General features: G+C 54.5%; 18 protein-coding genes, 1 pseudogene and 1 riboswitch. Of the genes and pseudogenes, 5 read left to right on the top strand and 14 right to left on the bottom strand.

The genetic code is table 11. The features are described from left to right. The first annotated feature begins 41 nt into the window (after nt 1-41). Nucleotides 42-920, top strand: coding sequence for a hypothetical protein (locus tag MKZ35_RS22480; protein WP_482515449.1), 879 nt, complete (start codon nt 42-44; stop codon nt 918-920). 173 nt (nt 921-1,093) lie between these two features. After that, nucleotides 1,094-1,204: riboswitch (SAM riboswitch) on the top strand. Nucleotides 1,205-1,221: 17 nt separating this feature from the next. Here the strand turns inward: MKZ35_RS22480 and MKZ35_RS22475 are convergent. Then, nucleotides 1,222-1,503, bottom strand: a complete 282-nt coding sequence (locus MKZ35_RS22475) for a hypothetical protein (RefSeq protein ID WP_482515448.1) — start codon at nt 1,501-1,503, stop codon at nt 1,222-1,224. 47 nt (nt 1,504-1,550) lie between these two features. Here MKZ35_RS22475 and MKZ35_RS22470 point away from each other — a divergent pair, with 47 nt between their 5' ends. Further along, nucleotides 1,551-3,011, top strand: coding sequence for an amino acid permease (locus MKZ35_RS22470; RefSeq protein ID WP_482515447.1), 1,461 nt, complete (start codon nt 1,551-1,553; stop codon nt 3,009-3,011). A 354-nt stretch (nt 3,012-3,365) separates the two neighbouring features. Next, a complete protein-coding gene (locus MKZ35_RS22465; protein WP_482515446.1) occupies nt 3,366-4,064 on the top strand; it encodes a CPBP family intramembrane glutamic endopeptidase in 699 nt (232 codons plus the stop codon). Here MKZ35_RS22465 and MKZ35_RS22460 read toward each other — a convergent pair. From MKZ35_RS22460 to pseB, 12 genes and pseudogenes are all read right to left on the bottom strand, one after another. Continuing rightward, the gene (locus tag MKZ35_RS22460; protein WP_482515445.1) at nt 4,053-5,531 is read right to left on the bottom strand and encodes a lipopolysaccharide biosynthesis protein; all 1,479 of its coding nucleotides are present in this window, start codon (nt 5,529-5,531) and stop codon (nt 4,053-4,055) included. The two genes, MKZ35_RS22465 and MKZ35_RS22460, sit on opposite strands and share 12 nt — an antisense overlap. A 46-nt stretch (nt 5,532-5,577) precedes the next feature. Continuing rightward, complete coding sequence (locus MKZ35_RS22455) at nt 5,578-6,975, bottom strand: DUF7033 domain-containing protein (RefSeq protein WP_482515444.1); 1,398 nt, start codon at nt 6,973-6,975, stop codon at nt 5,578-5,580. Nucleotides 6,976-7,026: 51 nt separating this feature from the next. Beyond that, nucleotides 7,027-7,263, bottom strand: coding sequence for a T9SS type B sorting domain-containing protein (locus tag MKZ35_RS22450; protein WP_482515443.1), 237 nt, complete (start codon nt 7,261-7,263; stop codon nt 7,027-7,029). Between the two features lie 7 nt (nt 7,264-7,270). Beyond that, on the bottom strand, nt 7,271-8,812 hold the full coding sequence (locus tag MKZ35_RS22445; RefSeq protein ID WP_482515442.1) for a LamG domain-containing protein: 1,542 nt from the start codon (nt 8,810-8,812) through the stop codon (nt 7,271-7,273). A gap of 65 nt (nt 8,813-8,877) precedes the next feature. Next, a complete protein-coding gene (locus MKZ35_RS22440; protein WP_482515441.1) occupies nt 8,878-10,161 on the bottom strand; it encodes a hypothetical protein in 1,284 nt (427 codons plus the stop codon). Between the two features lie 7 nt (nt 10,162-10,168). Beyond that, a pseudogene (pseI, locus tag MKZ35_RS22435) lies at nt 10,169-11,202 on the bottom strand (pseudaminic acid synthase). Between the two features lie 101 nt (nt 11,203-11,303). Further along, nucleotides 11,304-12,797 carry a UDP-2,4-diacetamido-2,4,6-trideoxy-beta-L-altropyranose hydrolase gene (pseG, locus tag MKZ35_RS22430; RefSeq protein WP_482515440.1) on the bottom strand — a complete coding sequence of 498 codons (1,494 nt, stop codon included), beginning with the start codon at nt 12,795-12,797 and terminating at the stop codon, nt 11,304-11,306. Then, nucleotides 12,794-13,504: a cytidylyltransferase domain-containing protein gene (locus tag MKZ35_RS22425; protein WP_482515623.1), complete on the bottom strand. Its 711-nt coding sequence runs from the start codon at nt 13,502-13,504 to the stop codon at nt 12,794-12,796. Before MKZ35_RS22425 ends, pseG begins: the two co-directional genes overlap by 4 nt. Before the next feature lie 31 nt (nt 13,505-13,535). Next, nucleotides 13,536-14,339: an SDR family oxidoreductase gene (locus MKZ35_RS22420; RefSeq protein ID WP_482515439.1), complete on the bottom strand. Its 804-nt coding sequence runs from the start codon at nt 14,337-14,339 to the stop codon at nt 13,536-13,538. Further along, nucleotides 14,324-15,205 carry an aldo/keto reductase gene (locus MKZ35_RS22415; protein ID WP_482515438.1) on the bottom strand — a complete coding sequence of 294 codons (882 nt, stop codon included), beginning with the start codon at nt 15,203-15,205 and terminating at the stop codon, nt 14,324-14,326. The genes MKZ35_RS22420 and MKZ35_RS22415 overlap by 16 nt, the downstream gene beginning before the upstream one ends. Then, nucleotides 15,205-16,386 carry a UDP-4-amino-4,6-dideoxy-N-acetyl-beta-L-altrosamine transaminase gene (gene pseC / locus MKZ35_RS22410; protein ID WP_482515622.1) on the bottom strand — a complete coding sequence of 394 codons (1,182 nt, stop codon included), beginning with the start codon at nt 16,384-16,386 and terminating at the stop codon, nt 15,205-15,207. The genes MKZ35_RS22415 and pseC overlap by 1 nt, the downstream gene beginning before the upstream one ends. 147 nt (nt 16,387-16,533) lie before the next feature. Beyond that, nucleotides 16,534-17,553, bottom strand: a complete 1,020-nt coding sequence (pseB, locus tag MKZ35_RS22405) for a UDP-N-acetylglucosamine 4,6-dehydratase (inverting) (RefSeq protein WP_482515437.1) — start codon at nt 17,551-17,553, stop codon at nt 16,534-16,536. Between the two features lie 197 nt (nt 17,554-17,750). Here pseB and MKZ35_RS22400 point away from each other — a divergent pair, with 197 nt between their 5' ends. Beyond that, entirely contained in the window at nt 17,751-19,661 is a 1,911-nt protein-coding gene (locus MKZ35_RS22400; RefSeq protein WP_482515436.1) for a hypothetical protein, read from the top strand. 21 nt (nt 19,662-19,682) lie between these two features. Here MKZ35_RS22400 and MKZ35_RS22395 read toward each other — a convergent pair whose 3' ends face one another. Continuing rightward, nucleotides 19,683-20,924, bottom strand: a complete 1,242-nt coding sequence (locus MKZ35_RS22395; protein WP_482515435.1) for a glycosyltransferase family 4 protein — start codon at nt 20,922-20,924, stop codon at nt 19,683-19,685. Nucleotides 20,925-21,090: 166 nt separating this feature from the next. Here MKZ35_RS22395 and MKZ35_RS22390 point away from each other — a divergent pair, with 166 nt between their 5' ends. Next, nucleotides 21,091-21,627, top strand: a complete 537-nt coding sequence (locus MKZ35_RS22390; protein WP_482515434.1) for a coiled-coil domain-containing protein — start codon at nt 21,091-21,093, stop codon at nt 21,625-21,627. Nucleotides 21,628-21,634: the final 7 nt, after the last annotated feature.

The following is a 21,634-nucleotide window of genomic DNA, read 5'->3' as shown; positions in this document are numbered from 1 at the left end:
ATAATCCATCCTGTTTTTGCATTTAACTAATTTCATTTTGTATGCAGCACTCCTACTTCACGCGTTCTCTTTTAGTAGCCACCAGCCTGCTTTTTCTCACCCCACAGCTGCGGGCTCAAAGTCTGGTCAGTGGTTTTATGGCGGGAAAAGGTCATGGCTCGGTGGCATTTACGGGCACGGTCGAACGCTACAGCAGCGTATACCTGGTGCCGGAGAGAATACAAGGCGTACCCGTATTTGGCGAAATCCAGGTGTCGTCGCTGAACGTGTACACCACCTATGGCATCACCGATAAGGTGGAGGCCATCATCAGCCTGCCCTATATTAAGTCGGAGGGCAAGGGCAACAACGAGGGCTACACCAACTCGCGCAGCGGCTTGCAGGACATAGCGGGCCTGCTCAAATTCAAGGCTTTCTCGACCGAAATAGGCGGCAGCGTACTTGATCTGCTGGGTGTAGTGGGCGCTAGCACGCCGGCCAGCAACTACCAGTCGAACACCGGCCTGGAGTACATTACTGCCATTGGCAACCGTGCTACTAAGCTTAATACCCTGGGCGTAGCTCACCTGAAAACGCCCGCCGGCGTGTTTCTGACCGGACAAGCCGGCTATAGCTACCGCAGCCGGCAGGTGCCCAATGCCTTCATTGCCGACGCCAAAGTAGGCTACGCGGGCCTGAAAGTATATGCCGAAGGCTGGGCTTCCTTTCAGCAATCAAGCAGCCAGGGTACCGATATTCTACAGCCCGGCTTTACGGGCGACTTTACAGCGACCCGCGTGAATTATACACGACTGGGACTGAGCGTGTTTAAGCCACTGGCTAAGGGTTTTGGGCTGGTGCTGGGCGGCAGCCAGTACGTGAGTGGCCGCAACCTAGGCCAAGCAACCAGCGTGTCGCTGGGTGCCTCTTATAATTACTAAAAGCCCAGCCACGTTGGGTCGGCTTCCAACCCGTCAGTCCTGAATAGTTGTTCGGGACTGACGGGTTTTTCGTGCGGATAAGCCGGGAGCTGCACAATAATAGGAGCAGGGTTGCAGATGCACCGCCGCGCATACTAACTTTGCGCCTCCAATTCTTTCTGATCAAAGGATTGTTTTTATACAGAGGCGTGGAGAGAAAGGCTCGACGAAACGCCGGCAACCCCCAGCTCAGCTGGAACGGTGCCAACCGAGGTCAGCGCACGTAACCGCTGACCATATAAAAACAGCTTGCCGTGAACATTTACCTCCAACCCGCTCCATTTTCCTTTGTAACTACGCCGCCCCAAACGCTGAGTTGGGCTGTTTGTTTAGACATGGGTTGTTGCTGTTGTTGAGCGTTCCATAATTCCCTCGTTTTCTGGTGTTGCCCACCCGCAGCTGCAAGTAGCAGTTGGGGACTTTTTTGTTTTGATATCGGCCTTTGTTTTGGCTGAAGCTCAGCCAGTTGCTTCATTGCCGAATCGTAAGAAGCGGCATCTGCTTGCTGGTCTGTCTGCTGCTTTGGTAGGGCTTGCTCTTTCATCTCCTTTTTCTTTATCCATCACGAGGCGCGGCTTCGTGCTACCTTTTATGCTCAAAAAATCACTGGAATTGCTGCGCCAGGAAGCGGCCGAAACCGGCTCTCACACCCTCAAGCGCAGTCTGAGTGCCTTCAACCTGGTCGCCATTGGGGTAGGCGTAATCATCGGGGCGGGGCTGTTTTCACTCACCGGCATTGCGGCCGCCAACCATACCGGGCCGGCCGTTACGCTCTCGTTTTTGGTAGCAGCTGTCGGCTGCGCGTTCTCGGCGTTGTGCTACGCCGAGTTTGCCTCCATGGTGCCCGTGGCCGGCTCGGCCTACACCTATTCCTATGCTACTTTGGGCGAGCTGTTTGCCTGGATTATCGGCTGGGATCTGGTGCTCGAATACTCCGTGGGGGCTGCCGCCGTGGCCATTAGCTGGTCACAGTATCTGACGCGGTTTTTGGCAAAATACGACTTGCATATTCCCGCGCAGCTCGTCATGTCACCCTTCGAAACGGCTACTTTGGCCGATGGCTCCGTGGTGCAAGGTATCGTGAACTTGCCTGCTATTTTGATCGTGGTGGCCATTACGGCCATCGTGATCCGGGGTACGCAGGGGTCGGCTTGGGTCAATGCCACCATTGTGGCTCTGAAGGTGTCGGTGGTGCTCGTGTTTATTGCCCTGGGCTGGCAGTACATCGATCCGGCTAACTATCAACCCTATATCCCAGCCAATACGGGCACATTTGGCGAGTTCGGACTAAGCGGAATCCTGCGTGGGGCCGGCGTAATATTCTTTGTCTTTATTGGTTTTGATATTGTGGCGACGATGGCGCAGGAAGCCAAAAATCCCCAACGCGATATGCCCATTGGCATTATCGGCTCCTTGTTGGTGTGCACGGTTTTGTTCGTGCTGTTCGGCCACGTCATGACGGGCTTAGCCAACTACACCGAGTTTAAAAACAGCGCCGCGCCCGTGGCCATTGCCATCGAGAAAACACCATATGCCTGGCTTAGCCAAGCCATTATTGTGGCCATTCTAATTGGGTATACCTCCGTTATTCTGGTGGATTTGCTGGGGCAGTCGCGGGTGTTTTTCTCTATGTCGCGCGATGGCCTATTACCTGCAATCTTCTCCGAGATTCATCCCCGTTTTCAAACGCCTTTCAAGTCCAACATCTTGCTGGCAGCCTTGATCAGTGCCTTCGCGGGCTTGGTGCCCATTCAGGTAGTAGGCGAAATGACCAGTATCGGCACGTTGCTGGCCTTTGTGATGGTGTGCCTCGGCGTACTTATCATGCGCAAGCAGCAGCCCGACGCGCCCCGCGCTTTCCGCACGCCGTGGGTGCCACTCGTACCAATCCTCGGCATCCTGACTTGCTTGCTAATGATGTTTTCGCTGCCCTTGGATACCTGGCTGCGCCTGATTGTGTGGCTGGCCGCCGGACTGGTGATTTACTACTTGTATGGCAAGAAGCACAGCAAGCTCCGACTCGCGCAGGAGCAAGCTAACAATAAAGCTTAGCGAATAAAGTTCTCCTAAAAAAAGCCCCCCGCTACAACTAGTACGGGGGCTTTTTTACGGATGCAAAACCAACTCATCCAAAAGTGAACTCCAACCTTATAGCGCTATTCCAAAAAGTGAAGCATGGCTATAAAGCTGTTTTAGGTAGCTTTAAAACATCTATTCTCTTTATAGCTATCCAATGATTGAAGCCCTGCCCGAACCTAAGATACAGAACTCTGAGATTTAACCTCCTGCCTACCCGACCATTAGTGAAAGCTGGGGCGCACTAGGCTGGTTTATGCTTCTAGCACTGGGGTTAGGCGTGTTGTCTATCCCTTTTTTCGCTACGTTACGCACGCCCAATCCATCATTGTGACGGTAGTGGCCAGTGATTTAGCCAAGGCTCTCATAATTGTCTTTCTGCTCTGGAAGATTCCGGCGGTTCGCCGCCACCGGTTGCGCCTGCTAGCTGCCCGCGAAATACCGTTGGTGTACCTGCTGCTGCCGCTGCTGGTATTCGCACAAATGGCATTGCGCATGTTGGTTGTGTTCCTGCATCTGCCTGATTGGACGAGGGATACTATGCGAAAGCTCAGTGAGTTTCCGGGCCTATCGTTTTTTGTTATCTGCGTCTCGGCTCCCATTCTGGAAGAGCTGCTTTTTCGGGGCTTGCTGCTGCCAGGATTACTCAAGAACTACGGTCCTCGCAAGGCTATATTCCAATCAAGCTTGGTCTTCGGGGTGATGCACCTGAATCCGGCGCAAGTCGTGTCAGCGTTTTTATTGGGGCTCTTCCTGGGCTGGCTGTACTACCGCACCAAATCGTTGGCGGTGTGCATAGTAGTGCATTTCTTGAATAATGTGGTGGCTTGGAAAGCGATGCAAAACTCTAAGTGGCAAAATGTTGAGGACACAATTGCTCTACTGCCGGACACTTCCACATTAATTGTAGCGATGATAATAGCAACCATCTTTTTCGCTGGCGGAACCTGGCTTATATGGCGCGCCACTCGTCTGAGTGTAGCTCCGGAAGCAGAGTCAATCGACCAATCTGCCGCCCTAGAAGCGTAGCCGCCCGCGCACCTGCTGCCACAGGTTACTGACTTCAGGTACGGCCCGAGTCAGCAATAAAAGCCCCCCATACACACCTGTAAGCACCACCGAGCGCAGCAGCATTGTAACGAATACGGAGTGCACCGACGGTAACAGCCAGGCGGCCACGCCCGCCACGCCCGCTATTCCCAGCACCAGCGGAGTCCGGAAATCGAAGGGCTGCAAACCGTAGGCGTGCCACACAAACCAAGTGCGGGCCACGTTGATGCTGGTCATGGCCAGAAGCGTGGCCAGCGCTGCGCCCGTGAGGCCGTAAAGCGGAATAAGGAGCAGATTGAGCAGCACCGTAGCCACCGCCAGCGACACGTTGAACACCAGATCGAAGCGGTAGCGGGGCGAGGTGACCAGAATAAGGCCGTTTACGCCCGTTATGCTATCGAAAAGACGGCCCAGCAGCAGCAGCAGGACGGATGTGGTGCCAGCCGCAAATTCGGGCCGCATCAGGGAATAGATGAAATCGAGATTTAAGCCAATGCCTAGCGCCAGCCAGCACCCCACCACGGTGTTGAGGCGCGTGGTACGGCAGTAAAAGTCGGCCATGCGTGGCATATCCTGAGCTTTCCAATATTCGGCCAGCAGCGGAAACGCAATCTTGTTGAGGGAGCGAGCCGGAATGGTAAGCGCGGTGCTGATGAAAAACGCCGTGGTGTAAATGCCCGTGGCCGCCAGACTAATGCTGGAGCCCACCATGAGCGAATCGATGGAGTTGATGATAGTACCTGATAAGCTGGACAGAATAACAAACCCGCTGAAGCTGAGCACTTCCCGCACCGGCACCACCCCCAGCGCCGCCCTTGAGGGCCGCAGATGCCACTCGCCTAAATACATTACATAGAACGCCAATAGCAGCGTAGCAAAGCCATAGCTACCAATAAAGGCCAGCACGAACTGATGGAAAGTCAGATACCCCAACGAGAACAATAGGGCCGCTACCACCGTGAACACGCGCAGCAGAATATCCTGCACAAACGACGAAAATGACGTTTGGTACAAAGCCTTCAGATAGGCATCCTGCAAAGAATAAAACAGGGTGAACAGCGCCAGAATTGCCCCCCAGAAGTAGTAGGGATTAAGCAGCGCCGCATCACGCTCGTACGCGCCCAACAGGAAGGGACGAGCCAGTACATATATAATGGTGACGACGGCAAAACCGAGCAACGGGACTCCCAGCAGCATTGGCAGAAATCCTTGATGACCAGTGGCTTTGTTGCGGAAATAAGGAAAAAAACGGATGCCGGTGCTGGCAAAGCCAAAGGCCGCGAGCTGAGCATAAATGGTAGCTACCGACACCAGCACCCGCGTCAGCCCGATCTGGTCGGCAGCCAGCAGGTTGGGGAGCACCAATACGGTATTTACGAAGCCGAGGCCCAGCCCGATATAGGCAATAATGGTGTTGCGCAGTCCCTGCCGCTGAACGATGCCCAAGAGTTACTTAGTTGGTTGGTTTACTGATGTTAGTGAGCGCGTGGCACTACGACTTTGGAGTCGTAGGACCAGCCCAGTTCAAAATATCGGCCCCATTGACAAAAGCCGTGTTGCGGCCGCGAAGGTAGTGCAGGAGTTCACGGAACTGGCGGGGGCCATTCGTTTGATTCTGGGGGGCAAAATTCTCGTTGTGCCACAGCACTGTGCACACGCCGCCAAATTTTTCAATCTCCTTAAACATAGGCGTGAGGGCGGGCAAAATTTCGTGTGGGGCAAGCTGCAGATACTGCGGGTGATGCAAGGTGGCGTCCATTACATTGAGCGGGATTTCCAGGAAGTCAAACGCTTTGCCCAACTCAAAGTTGAAAGGAGCAAAAGGCAGGCAGTAAGAATTTCGAAAGCCGAAATGCTCCGCAAAGCCTAGCGTAGAATCATAGGCAAAACCGGCTTCAGCTATTACAGTTGGTGTCTGGCGCGGCTCCCAGCTCAAGTAGTGGAAGCGGTTGCCCCAAATAGCTGCTGGCAACTTTTCTTTCTCCTGCCGAAGCCGGGGGGCATTTTGGGCGGTGCCGAGGCTGCCATGCGTGGCTATTTCAGCGCCATTCTGGGCTAAGCGTTGAATGCGGTTCTGGAAGGACGATGTAGTCAGGTCGTAGTCGGCGTTTGGGGTGCCGTTGGCGGCGCGGCGCGGATTTCCCAGAAAGAAAAACGTGGATTTTGCCCCCCAACGCCTGGTTTCGGCCAGCACATCTTCCAAGTTATCCCAGGCGTCGCGGCCTCGCAGCCGCCGCCCGAGCAAGCGCCCAAATAACCCGAATTGACCTTTACGAAGCGCTGTTTTGCCCTCGCCTTTCCAGGAACTCTGGCAATTGTCGATGTCATGGGTGATAAAGGTCGCGAACGACACCAGATTTGCCCCCCAGGCGCGTGGATGCAGCTTTTGGCCAGTGATGTGCTCTGCCGCTGCGCGCAATACGTCGAAGTAGTAATTCACCAGCGGCACCGCCACAAAGCCGTATTGGCGCTGCACGCTGGCGGCGTAGGGAAACCGCCCGTGCGGGTCGCGCTCCCCGGAGAAATACTCCTGCCAGCCGCTGAGCAGAAAGAAGGCCGCCGAAATCAGATCGGCATGAATGATAGCACGACGGCCGGGCAGAAGTTCCAGCAGCGTACTCTGCGCATCATTATCAAAAAAGAAGGGAATACGCAGGCCCTGCCACTCACGCCAGTTCGGAGCCGGTGGATAAGGGTGCTGACGTTGGAAAAAGCCATCTGCCTGGTCAGCTATTTCAAGCTGTGGCTGCATATCCGCATAGCCAATAGTCAGTTCCGGCACCGCCGCGTACGCCTGCCGGAAGTGGCGCAGCACGTAAGCCAGGCGCACTTCTTGCGAAACGAGATGGCTGGCTATGAGGGGCAAATGTGCGGAAGAGGAGGCGGGCATCAGCACGAAAATACGTAGTTCGGGTCGATGCCTATTGGTTAGCCTATTTTCCTAGCGAACTACTTCCAGCCACCCTTTGATGGCACTGTTGGTCGTGCCACGGCGCAGCATATAGTAATAAACGCCCGGTGCGGCGCTGGCGCCCCAGTTGTTGAGGTAGCGCTCCGTTTGGTAAACTTCTTTGCCCAAACGATTGTAAATCGCCAATGACCATTCACCTACGTTGTAGGAAGCTACCACAAACGCATCATTGCGACCGTCTTTATTTGGTGTGATGATGTTGGGCACGCACAGGTTAGCAGTCAGCGTACGACTGGCAGTCTGCGTGTTGCAGCCGCTGCGCACCGTTACGGAGTAGGTGCCGCCTTGCCGGGCCAGGAGCGTGCTGCCCGTCGAGCCATCGGACCACAAGTAGGTGTACGCATTGCCGACTGGTGCCCGCAACAGCAAAGGCGTGCCCTCGCACACGGTAGTATCTGGACCCAGTATAAAAGCGGATACCGGGGCAGATGCGCTCATTGTGACCCTGCGGGTGCGCGTAGTAGTGCAGCGCTGCGAAAGTCGCCGTTACTGTATAAGTACCCGGTTGGGCTACGCTAATCATGGGCGTAGTGGCACCATTACTCCACCGATAAGATTGTGCCCCGGCCGCGGCAGCCGTAAGCTGCGTGTTGCCATTCACGCACAAAACAGAGTCGCCACTGATAGCAACCACGGGTGCGCTGAGGGCCGCACCTGCCTGAATGTATTCGGCGCGGTAGCGTTGCTGAGTAGCAAGCACTGAGGTAGCGGTGGAAGCTGGGGCCATCGTTGCCCAGGTGCCATCATTCGCAGCGCGGGTATAAAGCCCGGAGCAACTCAGGCCCCCACCGGGACGCAGCCGAAAGTCATAAGCGCCGGTACTACCTCGGCTAAATACCCCAAAATACACCGCTGCGCTAGTACCCGCAGCAGGCTTTACCGAAGGCTCCTGATTAACTGCATACAGCTGGACGCCGTCGGTTTGGGTAGTGATATTGTTGACAATAGCCGAATCACCGTTGGTTGCGGCCAATCGTAAGCGCGTGGTACGGAGGTCAGTACCATAAGCATAAGTGCTGGCATCCCCAATGGCAGCACCCGATAGTTGCCAAGGGCTGCTATTACTAAAATTGCTGAGCGTGCCGTTAATCGGTACGCTGCCTTTGTCAATGGCTGTTAATCCAGATGCCTGATCGAAGGTATAATAGGCCACTAATTCGGCGGGCACGGGCGCAATCTTACGGCACATATTAGCGCGGATCTGCTCCTGCGTCAGGGCCGTGCGCCACACCCGGACTTCATCGATGTCGCCGAGAAACAGGTTTTCCGACTGCACGATATATTCACCAATAGCCAGGGCTGAGGTGGTGGTCAGGTCTGCTGTAGCAAACGAATAGGCCGCACTGTTTTCCAGCACGCCATCCACATACACCTGCCACGTATTCAGATTACACACGCCGGCCAGATGGTGCCAGCGCCCATCGTCTACACGCGTGCGCGACGCCCCCGATGACATATACAAGCCCACACTGGTCCGTCCATTAAAGAAGGCTAAGCCATTATTCGTGTATAAGTGAAAGCCTTTCTCCTCCACTAAGGAGTTTGAGTATTTGCCGGCAATCCATTGATAGCCACTGCTACTGGTGCGAATCCAGGCCTCTACCGTGACGCGTTGGGTAATGCCACGGTTACTGGTGCCACAATTAATATAGGTGCTAAAGCCATTGAAGGCGAGCTTGTTGCCTGAACCAGGTAGGCTTTGGGCTGAAGAGATACTGATTGATTGAGATAAAATGCAAAAGGTTATACCAAGCAAAAATTGTAATCTGAGTAGAGTGCTTCCCATATAAGCTTATGTGTAAAAGAATCTTAAAAATACAGCTAGGATAACCAATTAGCCAATTTTATCAGTGCGATATTCTTACTTTGGCCTTCATGCTCTGTATTTAAGGTTGAATTATAATAAGCTGCCCGCTGGTAAAGATTGGCAGGTTTGTGCTGCATATAGCGCCGTAGCAGCGCAGCTAATTCAGGTAGAGTAGCGGCTCTTTCCACCAAGCCATGAGCCACGTAGCCATAATAATCATCGGCAACGGTGTGAGTGCCGAAGCGATAATATAGGCTCGCCAGATTAAGCAGCGTAGCCTCCAAGTGCGTGGAGGTGTCGGCGGCTATTAGGGCGTCTTGTTGCTGCAAAAACTCAAATACATTCTGCTGGCGCGCGTTTGAAAACAGCAGCTGCGGATGCTCCTGTAAAAAACGGAAGTCGCGGGTGTCGCCAGGGTGGGGGCGGAAGGTAAACGTGAGGGTAGGAAACTCCCGAATTAAATAAGCCACAGCGGTTCGGATAGCATCCGTGTCATCCAGCAAATTGACGGCAATACCCACGCGCCGTACGGCAGTGGCGGTATTGCGCTGGCTGAGATAGGCGTCGGCTTTTGGCATTCCCACCAACTCTACCCGGCCTCGGATGAGTCCGCATTGTTGGTACTTATCCAGCGCATCCTGACCTTCCAGAAGGCTTAAATCGAAGCTCAGCGGTGGGAAGTAAGGGCTTACGCTGGCGTGCTGCACGTAGGCAGTAGGTACTCCACAGGCGCGGGCAGCGAGCAGCAGGGCGCGGGCGTCATCGTTGTGGTCATTGGCGAAAATGATGGCTTTGGGCTTGTAATGGCGCAGTGCCCGCACGTACACTTCGTAGTAGCCGATGGCGTTGAAAATTAAGTCGAAAAAGCGCACAGCTCGCCCTCCTTCTGTGCGCCACAGCCCGGTCAGCACCAGCGGAAACTGCCAATAGTAAAGCAGTTTGCGGCGGAGCGAAAGTCGGTTTATGCTCCCATTATAGCGTCCGATTTGTTTGCTTTGGCCAGCTACGAATACGCTGTCTGTTAGTCCTGTCCGGATAAATTCCAGCGCCTCGTAGTTGTTCTGGCTTACGACATACAGCCAAATTGCTCCCCGCAGCTGCTCCGGATTATGTATGGGCCGGAAGCAGTTGCCTATCAACCGTACAAGGCTATACCCCAGTATTTTAGCAAGTCGCTTTAGCGGATTGTGCGGCGAAATGCCCCCCAGCATCTGAGGCGGAAGCTGAGCGAATAAGTCGGTGAAGCGCAGTTGCAGAATGTCGCGGGTGCGAGCGACGAGCTGGGCCAAATAGGGCATGATGGGATTACAGAGCTTCCCAAGTGAGTGGCGTGCCCGCGCGCAAATCCTGGCGGGCAGGCTTACCTAGCAGGGGCGCAAAGTAGCGGGGCGGCAGACCGTCGCCGGGGCGCACTACGCGCAGGTTTTCCTTGGTAAACACGTCACCTGCCCGAATATCCTGGGCCACGTAGAGGGAGCGTTTGTACAGGCGGCTTTTTTCCTCAGCCCGCTGCACTCCGTATTGAATATGCCCTAATGCCTGCCAGGCACGCGCCGTTTCGGTGACTAAAGCGGCAACCTCCTCAGGCTCCAGGGAAAAGGCGGAATCTACCCCGCCATCGGCGCGGCGGAGGGTGACGTGTTTTTCGATGACGCAGGCACCCAGCGCTACGGCGGCCACGGCAGCGCCCACGCCCATGGTATGATCGGAGAGACCCACGGGGCAATCAGGAAAAAGCTGGGCTGATGTGGGATGGTGCGCAGATTGGTGTTTTGGGGGGTGGCGGGGTAGGTGCTGGTGCATTTTAAGAGAATCAACTCCTGGCAACCAGCCTCGCGCAATACTTCCACCGCTTCGGCCACTTCGGCTAAGGTGCTGGCGCCGGTGCTCATAATCACGGGCTTACCGGTAGCGGCTACGCGCCGCAGAAGGGGCCAATCGGTATTTTCGAAGGAGGCAATCTTGTAGGCGGGTACATCGAGCGTTTCCAGAAAATCGACGGCTGTTTCATCAAAGGGCGAGCTAAAGGCCAGCATTCCGAGCGATTTGGCGCGCTCAAATAAAGGCTGATGCCAATCCCAGGGCGTGTAGGCTTCCTGGTACAGCTCGTGTAGCTCCCGGCCAAACCACAACGAATCAGGATCGTTGATGCGGTAGGCACCGGGCAGCGTCATGGTGTCGGCGGTATAGGTTTGCAGCTTAATGGCGTGGGCACCTGCGGCAGCCACAGCATCGATGATGGCAAACGCACGCTCCAGCGACTGGTTATGGTTGCCACTTAGCTCAGCAATGATGAAGGGGGGTTGGTCGGGGCCGATATGGCGGGAGCCGATATGCATGGTTCAAAGAAATTAGGCGCTGCTACTCAGTTATCATATCAGGTGTTGGGCTGCGAATACCAGCTCAAGCGTGACGGCTTAATAGATTTTAAAACTACGATCTAAAGAAGCCACGCAAAAGTAGCCGAATCGGGCTCGCCCGATAAAGGAGTTGGCAGCATATGATAGCCGGCCCGCTCGAATGCACGTAAAGAAGCCTGATTACGGCGCTGCACATGCCCGACTATCCGGCGTAGCTGAGGGAATGCTAGGGCCACATGCGATGTACCCAACACTAGTAGCAAAGCCGCCCAGCCACGCCCCCGATATTCAGGGTCGAGTAGGTAGCTCAGCGTGGCCTCATTCTGTGCGATACTAAAACGAATAAGCCCAATGGGTGCGCCGGTAGCCTCCTCTTCGGCCATAAGCAAGTGAGCATAGGGATCGGTGAGGCGAGCGTTTAGCCACCGCTCATGAAACTCGGCGGGTACGGGCTGCGGGTTGAAGGAAGCTTGCCGAACAGTTGGCTCGTTCGTCCAGGCCAGCAGCTGAGCAGAGTCGGAGGTAGTTACCAAGCGTATTCTGAAAGGTGCATCTGGCAGGTTTAACACCTTGAAAGCTTGCCGTAGCCGCGCTGGAGCGTGGCCGTCAAAATAGTGACGCTGAGCCGTTCGCAATTGCTCCGCAATACGCAGTACCTCCGGTGAAGTCAACACATTGGTGGCACTGGGATAAGGTAAAGCCATGCCTGACGACCGCAAAAACTCGTGTAGATCATGCTGATTGGCAGCCGTAGGCAACAGGAAAAGCAATCCGCCACCCACCGCGCAATACTCGTAGCTGATGGTGCTGGGCGAGCACACCGCCACCCCGCAGCGTTGCATAAGCTCAGCCAAGTCGCTGGGGGGCAAATTCCGATGCAGCGTAACTTTAGCCTCGTCTTCGGCCCACTGCCTCAACGACTCCCAACTCGCATAAGCACTGCCCACTACTATGTGCACTTGCTGGCCGATTGGTAGCGTGAGCAGGGCGGCAGCTACGCGCTGGGTCTGATGGGTAGGGTCGGCGCCGCCGAGGCAAACCAGTACTGATGAAGGCGACGCAACGGCACGGGAAGCGAAGTTGGGGCGAAAAGCGGCTCGCAGCGGCGCGTAGGCCGGCCCGCTCAGCAGCCGCGCACCGAGTTGCCGCAGGTCGTAATCAGCCTCGAAAATGCCCCCCGCCGGATTCAGGACCAAGTCGGCAGCAAAGGGAAAAGCGTGCAAATCATCGAGACAAACCAACTTGGCCACGTAAGGGCGCACCGCTTCCTGATAACTGAATTCGAAGCCGTAGCCGTCGAGTACGAGAATATCGCTTGGGCGCAACACGTGTTGCGCCAGCCAGGCCGGCTCGCCGGCCGCAGGCTGGGAGAGCATTTCTATCACCTCCGAACAGGACGCCCTCAGCTGACTCAGGAGCGTGGCAGTAGGCTCCTGAATAACGAATACACACTCAAACTGGTCACGCAGGATATCCGCCACAGCCAAGAGGCGCATCACATGGCCCAGCCCGATGCGCGGATTTCCATCGGCACGAAGCACGAGGCGGGGCTGGCGGGGGAGGCCCGTGGTCATGGTTTTATCTGCTCGTTTTCGTGATTGATTTGCGCCAGCCACGGGTATTGGACTAGTAAATCCTGTACTTGAATTAAACTAAATGCGTCAGGTAATTGCGAAAAAAGCAGATGCAACAAAGCATAATCACTAGGGTAATCGAGAGTCAAACGCAGGGTTTGCACCAAGTCAGGTAAAGCGAATGGTAGTGTTTGAAGGTGAAATTGCCCCCCGGGATTACGTCGTAGATAAGGCGTCACATGTTCGCGCTCTTCGGGCCGCTTAGCTTGTTCACGGGCAATACCTAAAGCTGATTTGCCTATAATTTCTAGGTTAGTCCCTAAAGGCAAGCCGGTTGTCAGGGTATAATCTGCTTGCTGCGAGAGGTGGTGTTCTACAGCTAAATCAATATAGATAGGATCAATGGCCGGATTGTCGCCAGTTAGGCGGACTATTATATCTAGTTGATGTAATTCGGCAACTTGATAAAACCGACTTAGCACATCTTGCTCATCTCCCCGAAATAGAGTGGTGTTCAATTTGGTCGCTAGCTGAGCTATTGAGTTATCCTCAGGTTGAGTGGAAGTAGCAACGACAACCTGATGGACCGTCGATGCTTGGCGCGCACGACTGATAACATGGTGTAAAACGGTTGTTTCAGATGCGTAAAGCGGTAAGGGTAAAAGCGCTTTGCCCGGCAGACGGGTTGAGCCCATACGGGCCTGAATTATAGCTCCTACGCGGAGTCTGGGGGTAAATTCAGCGTATCGTCCATCCGCCGTCTACTATTAAGTTGTGTCCGGTCACAAAATTGGAAGCTTGTGAACTGAGAAACACAAAAGCTCCCTGCAAATCCTCGGGTTGCCCTATTCGACCCAACGGAATACGTTGTGTTAACTCGCTTATGAACTCGGCGTGAACCTGTACCGGCTGACTCGGGAAAGCACCCGGCGTAACGCAGTTTACCTGAATATTCTCCTTGCCTAGATACGACGCGAAATACCGCGTGAGCTGGATAACTCCCGCTTTGGCCGCTCCATAATGAGGTGGATTAGTGAATTGGGGCGTAGTATCATACACCCCAAAGTCTGGAGCCACCACACCATACATGGAAGCCACATTAATGATCTTACCACCTTTTCGCTCACGCAATTGGGGAATAATGGCTCTGATACAGCGATAAGCACTGCCTAATGAGCCATCCAAACCGAAAGCGAATTCTTCATCCGTTAAGTTTTCGGGTTGATTGCCCCGAATGTAGAATGCGTTGTTAATAAGTACAGCAGGTAGCCCAAAAGCAGTACGGCTGGCCGCAAAAGCGGCCTCAACCGAATTGGTTGAAGCCACGTCACACGGTATAAAATGGACATTAGAGGTAGCCGTAAGCTCAGCAAAGGCCAAATTGAATGCCCTTTCATCACGTCCAAGTACTACTACTTTTGCCCCCTGATCTACGAGGCCCATCACGATGGCACGGCCCAGGTGACCGTAGCCTCCGGTTATGAGAATTACCTGACCATCAAGAGAAAACAGTGATGTTTTAGGAGTTAACGGGGCGGCCATGTGTAAGGTAAAATGTAAGTGTCGGCGTGCTCAGCCAGAGGCCCGAAAGCGGCCTGTAGCGTATCTATTGCGTGAACATACTGGGCCGCCGCGAGATTTTCGCGCAAGTTATCGCTTGAATCCACACCAATAACTGCCCGCGCTACCCCCGGCGCGTAGGCTGCAAACAATAGTAAAGCTGCTGACAACGGTACCTGCGCCGTGGTCGCTATATGACGTATTAATTCAAGTTTTAGCTTCAGGGGGGCAAAAAATGGTGGTAGTTCAGTTGGCTCCCGCAATAGCAAACCCTGCAAAAAAGCGGAACGCACATGAACCTGACTACCTCGCCGAGCTAACTCAGGCAATAGGGGGCCGAAGCGTTGGTCTAACACATTAAAAGGAATCTGCACTATGTCAAGCGGCCATCCTTTGTCTAGTAGCCACTCAGCCTGCCAAGGGTGGTAAAGCGATACTCCAATACACTGTACTTGTCTGGCGACACGAGCCTCAATTAACGCTTTGTAAGCATCCGGTTGCTTTTGTAAAGCCCCAAAATCATGAAATAACACCCCGTAGATATTCTGCTGGCGCAGTCGGGCTAAAGAGTCAGCTAACTGCTGAGCAACAGCAGCGGGCGGAGCCGCAGCTACTTTGGTAATGAGATCAAATTTCCAAGGACGTTCAGTTAATACTTCACCTATACGGGTTTCGCTGTCACCATAAGCCGCCGCCGTATCGAGCATGGTAATTCCAGCATTCGCTGCTTCGGTCAGAATTTGGGTTACAACGAAAGGGTTAGGCTTGCCATTTCTATTGTTAATGCCATAGGCTAGGCCGAATTGTGCAGTACCAAGCGCTATTCGCTGAACAAATGAGTCTGGCATTAGCTATTAGTAAACTCCCGCACACACTCAATCACATACTGCTGCTCCTCATCCGTCAGATCTGGAAACATAGGTAGGCTCAGGCAGTGGGCATAATACGCTTCCGCCTGCGGGAATGCGCCATTTTTCCAGCCCAGCTCCTGATAATAAGGCATGGTATGTACCGGAATGTAGTGCACCTGGGCAAAAATCTGCCGCTCGCGCAGGAAGTCATACAGGCCTTTACGATCCTCAAGCTGAATTACATAAAGATGATACGCATGACCTGAAGCAGTGGCCAGCAGGCGTATGGGGGGCATTTTGGCAAAGGCTGCATCATAGCGCGCGGCAAGCGCCCGGCGCCGGGCAAGACCTACATTGGCACGTTGGAGCTGACTGATACCCAGCGCCGTGAGCATATCGGGCATGCGGTAATTGTAGCCCAGAGTTTGCATCTCATAGTACCAGCCGCCGGGATTTTGCTGAAGCTGCGCGGAGTTTTTGGTGATGCCATGGGTGCGCAGCATCAGCAGCTTTTCGTAGAGGTCCGGGCGGTTGGTTGTAATCATGCCGCCTTCGCCCGTGGCAATGTGCTTGACGGGGTGAAAGCTGAAAATGGCCAGATCGGCAAATTGCCCATTGCCGCAGCGCTGCTCGTTACCCTCCAAATCAACAAAAAAGCCCCCCGGCGCGTGGCAGGCATCTTCAATCAGCCACAGCCCAAACTCATCAGCCAGTGCCCGTGCTTCCTGCATATTCACGGGCAAACCCGCGAAATCGACGGGAATAAGGCCGTGAAAATGCCCTCTGGGATGACTTTCCAGCAAGCGTCGCACTTGCTGCAAGTCGATGAGCGCGGTAGCGGGGTCGATATCGGCAAAATGGACTTCACCGCCGCAGTACAGCACGCAGTTGGCGGAGGCGGCAAATGTAATGGGCGTAGTAATAACGCGCTGACCGGGCTGCACGCCCAACGCCAGCGTACACAAATGCAAAGCCGCCGTGCCATTGCTAACCGCCACGGCGTAATTAGCCCCGATGTAGGTCGCAAACTTCTCTTCAAACTCCGCCACCTTCGGTCCCTGCGTCAGAAAATCGGACTGGAGCGTATCGGTTACGGCTTGGATATCTTCTTCCGTGATATGCTGGCGGCCATAAGGAATCGGGCGCGTTGGTTGGAAGGTAACGGAGGTGTTGGTCATGGTCTGGTAAATATACACAGGTCGGGTGCTTCGTGAGGCGGCCATATTTGCACAGGCTTTTAAGGTTTAGTCAACCTTCAGCTATAAACAAAAAACGCCACTCTTGGTGCAGAGTGGCATTTTTTATATATGTAATTATTGGGTCTGCTAAGCGGTAAAAGACGGATCAACGTGCAGCCGAATTTCTTCCCGAATCTGCTCCGCGTTCAACCAATGGTCGTTGTTGGCTGAGTCGTAGTAGAAGCCGTCGGCCACGCGGCTGCCTTTAAAGTGACGAATAAATTCGTCCACGTTCCACTGCGGCGTGTACGGTAGAATGACGTAGTACCGATCTAATTCCACCGTGCTCAGAGCGTCGGTTTCGGTTATCATGGCCTCGTGTAGCTTCTCCCCAGGGCGGATACCGACTACCTCGTGCCGGCAATTGGGGCCGATGGCTTCGGCTACCTCCGTAATTTTATAGCTCGGAATTTTGGGCACAAATATTTCGCCTCCCCAGGCGTGCTCCAGGGCATAAAGCACCAGATCGACTCCTCCTTCCAGAGAAATGTTGAAGCGGGTCATGTCGGGATGAGTGATGGGCAGCACGCCGCTCTCTCGCTGTTGCAGGAAAAACGGTACTACCGAGCCCCTGGACCCAATTACATTACCGTAGCGAACCACGGAAAAGCGCAAATCGCGCTTGCCCTTCATATTATTAGCCGCTACAAACAGCTTATCCGAACAAAGCTTGGTAGCACCGTAGAGGTTGATGGGTGCCGCGGCTTTGTCGGTGCTCAGGGCTACTACTTCCTTTACGCCGCAGTCGAGGGCGGCATTAATGACGTTTTCAGCCCCGAAGATGTTGGTTTTGATGCACTCCATTGGGTTGTACTCGGCCGCCGGCACTTGCTTTAGCGCAGCGGCATGCACGATTACATCAATGCCTTCGCAGGCCCGCTTCAGCCGCTCTCCATCGCGCACATCGCCAATGAAATAGCGAATGGCCGGGTATTTTGCGTGCGGAAATATCTGCGACATTTCGTACTGCTTCAGTTCATCGCGCGAGTAGATTACGAGGCGCTTTACCCGCGGAAATTTCTCGAACACCGTGCGCACGAACTGCTTGCCGAAAGAGCCAGTACCACCGGTAACCAGGATGGATTTGTTGTTTAAATCAAGTGCCATAGAAAGACAAAGAGAGGCCAGCCATCCGAAAAAAGACGCTGGGGGGCAAAAGTAGGCAATCCGCGCCGGGGTTGCGTACTTTTGCCGTACGACAGCTTTTTTCGCAGTTGTCATGCTGAGCCTGTCGAAGCATCTCTACCGCTTCGTTGCCATGCTAATTGATTACTACTCGGTAGAGATGCTTCGACAGGCTCAGCATGACCGCCTTATCTACTACACTAAGTACCAGTTCGCCGAATCATATCAAGCTCATTATCTGGGATTTGGATGATACTTTTTGGCGTGGCACGCTCTCAGAAGGAGCCGTGGAGGCTATTGCCGAAAACCTGGAGCTGGTGCGTGCCACGGCGGCCCGTGGTATGGTGCACACCATTGTTTCCAAAAACGATCTTGCTGCCGCCGAAGCCAAGCTGGTGGAGTTGGGCATTCGGGAGATGTTTGTTTTTCCTCAAATAAGCTGGCAACCCAAAGGACCCATCATAAAGGAGTTGCTGGCACAAATGCAGCTGCGGGCCCCCAATGCTTTATTTCTGGACGACAATCCGATTAATCGAGCGGAAGCGCAGTATTATAACCCACAGCTTCAGGTAGCCGATCCGGCCGACTTACCCCAATTTGCCCCCCAGCTGCTGCTCAGCGGCAAGCCCGACCCTGGCCTGACTCGCTTGGAGCAGTACAAATTGCTCGAACGCCAGCAGCAGGCCCGCGCTGCTTACCGGGATAATCTGGCCTTTCTGCACGATTCGCAGGTACGCATCGAGTTTCGCGAGCGAGTAGCCGACGTGCAGCCTGACCTTGGCCGGATTGAAGAGTTGATTAACCGCTCCAACCAGCTCAATTTCACCAAGAAGCGGGTTGCGAAAGACGAATTGGAAGTCAGCTTCTCCGACGCTTCGCTTCGCTGGGGCACCGTGCGGGTGCGCGACCGGTTTGGCGACTACGGCCTGGTGGGCGTGTACTGCCTGAATGAGCGCGAAAATCGGCTTGAACAAATGGTTTTTTCCTGCCGCATCCTCCACTTGGGCGTCGAGCAATTTACGTATGCCTGGCTGGGTTTTCCAACGTTGGAAGTGCAAGGTGAAGTGGCTACTAAGTTGAATGTCAATGATAAGCCAGCTTGGATTACGCTGGATTTAGTAGAAGACGCAAGTGCTTCGCCGTCAGCTGCTACCTCTACGGCGGCTGACGGCGAGGATTCTTCTGTTGGGGGGCAATTTCCAGAAAAGAGTTCTTCCAAGCTTCGCGTGTTGCTGAAAGGAGGCTGTGATTTAGGGCAGCTGACGCCTTTCTTGCAAGCCTTTGCCATTGAGGTAAAAGAAGAGTTCAACTATGTGAACGAGCACCAGATTCCGGTGCATGTGGAGCATTCGTCCATGCTGCGCTTAGCCCGCGAATTGTCCCCCAGCGAGCAGCAGCGCCTGGCCCACAAGCTGCCTTTTCTGGGCGAAGAAGCATTTGTTACCAGCCTCTGGACGGCTGGTTATGACGCTCTGGTGTACAGTCCGCTGATGGACTATACGCAGGAGCTTTACCGCGAAAAGGCAACGGGCATAACGATTCCATTTGGTGGCTACCAGAACATTGTTGCCACCGATGCGGCTGAGTTGGCTGCCAAATACGCCCACCGTCGTTTTCGGGAAATGAATGAGACGTTTCTGCGTCAGTTTAAGGCCGATTTTGCGTTTGGGGGGCAAATTTCGCCAGCTAATTTTAAAGCTAATCTGCGCTGGCTACGCACCCAGCTACCGGCCCATATTCCCATTTTCTTCCTGAATGGAGCTGAAATCGAGGTTCCTGGCTCCGCAGAAACTGGCGCATCCCAGCGCCACGCCCAGATGAACCAGGCCTTAGCTGAGTTCGTCGCCACCGCTGACAATTGCTTTATCATCGACGTGCGCGATTTTGTTCGCACACCGGCAGATGTCACTAATAATCTGCGCCATTACCAGCGCGCACATTATCGCACGCTCGCCCAACGCTTGGCTGAAACTCTCGGCGTCTGGCACGGCCGCCAGCTACCCCGCTCCGCTTGGGCTGATTTGCGGGCGCAAGCAGCTAGTCGCTTGCCAAGTAAGCTGCGCAATGCCTGGGAAAAGCTCATAAAGTAGGCGCTTCGTTGAACGAAGCGCCTACTTTATGAGCCGGGCGAGCTTTTGCGTAAGCGCCCGCCGCGAATACTGCGCATGATTAATAGCCGGCAAATCGAGATTGGAATTGATTCGCCAAGCGGCAAATAAGCTATCCAAATGGTCAAGCATACCGCTGTAGGTATCGTAGGGAAGGGCGCGGCCGGCCCCGCACTCCTCCAGCAGATTATCAGCATCGGAGCCGACGGGGCCAATGCAGATGATGGGCTTATTAGAAGCCAGATACTCAAATACTTTGCCCGGCAGAATGCCGAAGTTATGCGCTACGTCCGGGATGGCCATAAGCAGCGCCGTAGACCGTAGCAAGTAGCTCACCGACTCATCGTGGGGCACGAAAGGCACAAATTCGGTGTGCTTGCCCAAGCCTACCTCCCGAATCTGCTCCTGCACGCCAGCCGACACAGTGCCCACGAAGCGCAGCCGGAGCGGCACATCCGGGTGGCGAGTGGTACAGGTAGCGCAGGCGGCCAAAAACAGCTCGATATGATACGTCTCGGAAATGGTGCCAGTGTGGGTAATAAGCAGACAATCAGTGGGCGGCGCGCTGGGTTCCCGGAAGTCGCTCTCATCGTAACCATTGGGCAGTACGTGAAATTTGCTGGCCGTCAGGCGCGGCGACTTACCCAGAAACAGTCGCTTGGTATCGGGGCTGGTGACTAGCACTTCATCGGCCTGCTCCAGCACCTGACGTTCGTACCAGGCATCGAGCCAGCGCGCCGGCGGAGTGTGATTCAGCTCTTTATAGTAATAAATGTCCGTCCAGGGGTCGCGCATGTCGGCTATCCAACGCAGGCCATAGCGCTTTTTTAGCTCCAGCCCAATCAGCTGTGTGGAATGCGGCGGGCTGCTAGTCAGCACCGCGTCGAAGGTGTGGCCTTGGGCAAACAGCTCGGCGCACTGCCGCAGCACATGTTTATTCCAGCCCCGGCGCGGATCAGGAATAAATAAGTTGCCGCGCAAAAACTTGAAAACCCGCTGCTGCAAACTGCTTTTGCTTTCGTTGGCAAAGCCGCCGTGCGGAATTTGCTTGCGTCCGGTGAGCTTCTTGTACGAATCAAATGGCTCACTTGTATTCGTGCGAAACACGCGCACGCCAGCCGGCACTTCCGCCGCCAGCGACTCATCAATTACCGGATAAGCCCCCTGCGCCGCATCTACTGTAATGACAGTGGGCTCCACGCCAAATGCTGGCAGGTGCTTCACAAATTTCAAGCTCCGTTGCACGCCCGCCCCACCAGATGGGGGCCAGTAATACGTAATGACAAGCAGACGCAGGGGCTTGGGGGCATTTTTGGGGTAAGTTTGAAAACACGAAGGTACACAGCCGTGGGCTTTCAGGGTTTTTTGGGTTAATTTTGGGAATTCCCCGCCATTCGGGCTTTTCTACATTATGGCTGATAATACCGACCTGCTGGCCCTGATGGGCGATCTAATCCGTGCCACCGACCGGCAAACGGCAGAAAACAAGCGTAATATTGATGAGCTACGCGGTGATATAGCGCGCATAGACGAAAAGTTTACTACCGCTATGACCAGCTTCGCGGCGGCCGTAGCCAGTGGTTTCGAGCGCGTCGATAAGAAGTTAGACGGCCTGAACGAGCGCGTAGATGGTCTGAATGAGCGGGTGGACGGCTTGAACGAGCGGGTGGATAGTTTGAATGAGAAGGTGGATGGTCTCAACGAGCGGGTAGATATTCTCACAGAGCGGGTAGATACGCTCACAGAGCGTGTTGATACGCTCACGGAGCGCGTAGACGAAACGAACCGGCGCCTTGATGTCGTTATTGAACACACTGGCCAGCTAACGGAAAAAGTGGACTCCATTGACCGCCGCCTGTACCGCATCGAACAGGACTTGCCTAATTACCTCGATGTCGTGCGTCGCCTCACCGTCCTCGAAACCATCGTGCTGCCCAAAGCCTCCTAGCTGCAAG

This window comes from Hymenobacter sp. R533113, assembly GCF_056835965.1.
This window is presented reverse-complemented; position numbering and strand designations above follow the sequence as displayed.

Bases quoted from the DNA above. Each gene is read 5' to 3' on its own strand.
- MKZ35_RS22415 (WP_482515438.1), bottom strand. From the start codon at position 15,205: ATGCCAGACTCATTTGTTCAGCGAATAGCGCTTGGTACTGCACAATTC.
- MKZ35_RS22470 (WP_482515447.1), top strand. From the start codon at position 1,551: ATGCTCAAAAAATCACTGGAATTGCTGCGCCAGGAAGCGGCCGAAACC.
- pseG (WP_482515440.1), bottom strand. From the start codon at position 12,797: ATGACCACGGGCCTCCCCCGCCAGCCCCGCCTCGTGCTTCGTGCCGAT.
- MKZ35_RS22400 (WP_482515436.1), top strand. From the start codon at position 17,751: ATGACCGCCTTATCTACTACACTAAGTACCAGTTCGCCGAATCATATC.
- MKZ35_RS22420 (WP_482515439.1), bottom strand. From the start codon at position 14,339: ATGGCCGCCCCGTTAACTCCTAAAACATCACTGTTTTCTCTTGATGGT.
- MKZ35_RS22390 (WP_482515434.1), top strand. From the start codon at position 21,091: ATGGCTGATAATACCGACCTGCTGGCCCTGATGGGCGATCTAATCCGT.
- pseC (WP_482515622.1), bottom strand. From the start codon at position 16,386: ATGACCAACACCTCCGTTACCTTCCAACCAACGCGCCCGATTCCTTAT.
- MKZ35_RS22480 (WP_482515449.1), top strand. From the start codon at position 42: ATGCAGCACTCCTACTTCACGCGTTCTCTTTTAGTAGCCACCAGCCTG.
- MKZ35_RS22475 (WP_482515448.1), bottom strand. From the start codon at position 1,503: ATGAAAGAGCAAGCCCTACCAAAGCAGCAGACAGACCAGCAAGCAGAT.
- pseB (WP_482515437.1), bottom strand. From the start codon at position 17,553: ATGGCACTTGATTTAAACAACAAATCCATCCTGGTTACCGGTGGTACT.
- MKZ35_RS22455 (WP_482515444.1), bottom strand. From the start codon at position 6,975: ATGCCCGCCTCCTCTTCCGCACATTTGCCCCTCATAGCCAGCCATCTC.
- MKZ35_RS22440 (WP_482515441.1), bottom strand. From the start codon at position 10,161: ATGCCCTATTTGGCCCAGCTCGTCGCTCGCACCCGCGACATTCTGCAA.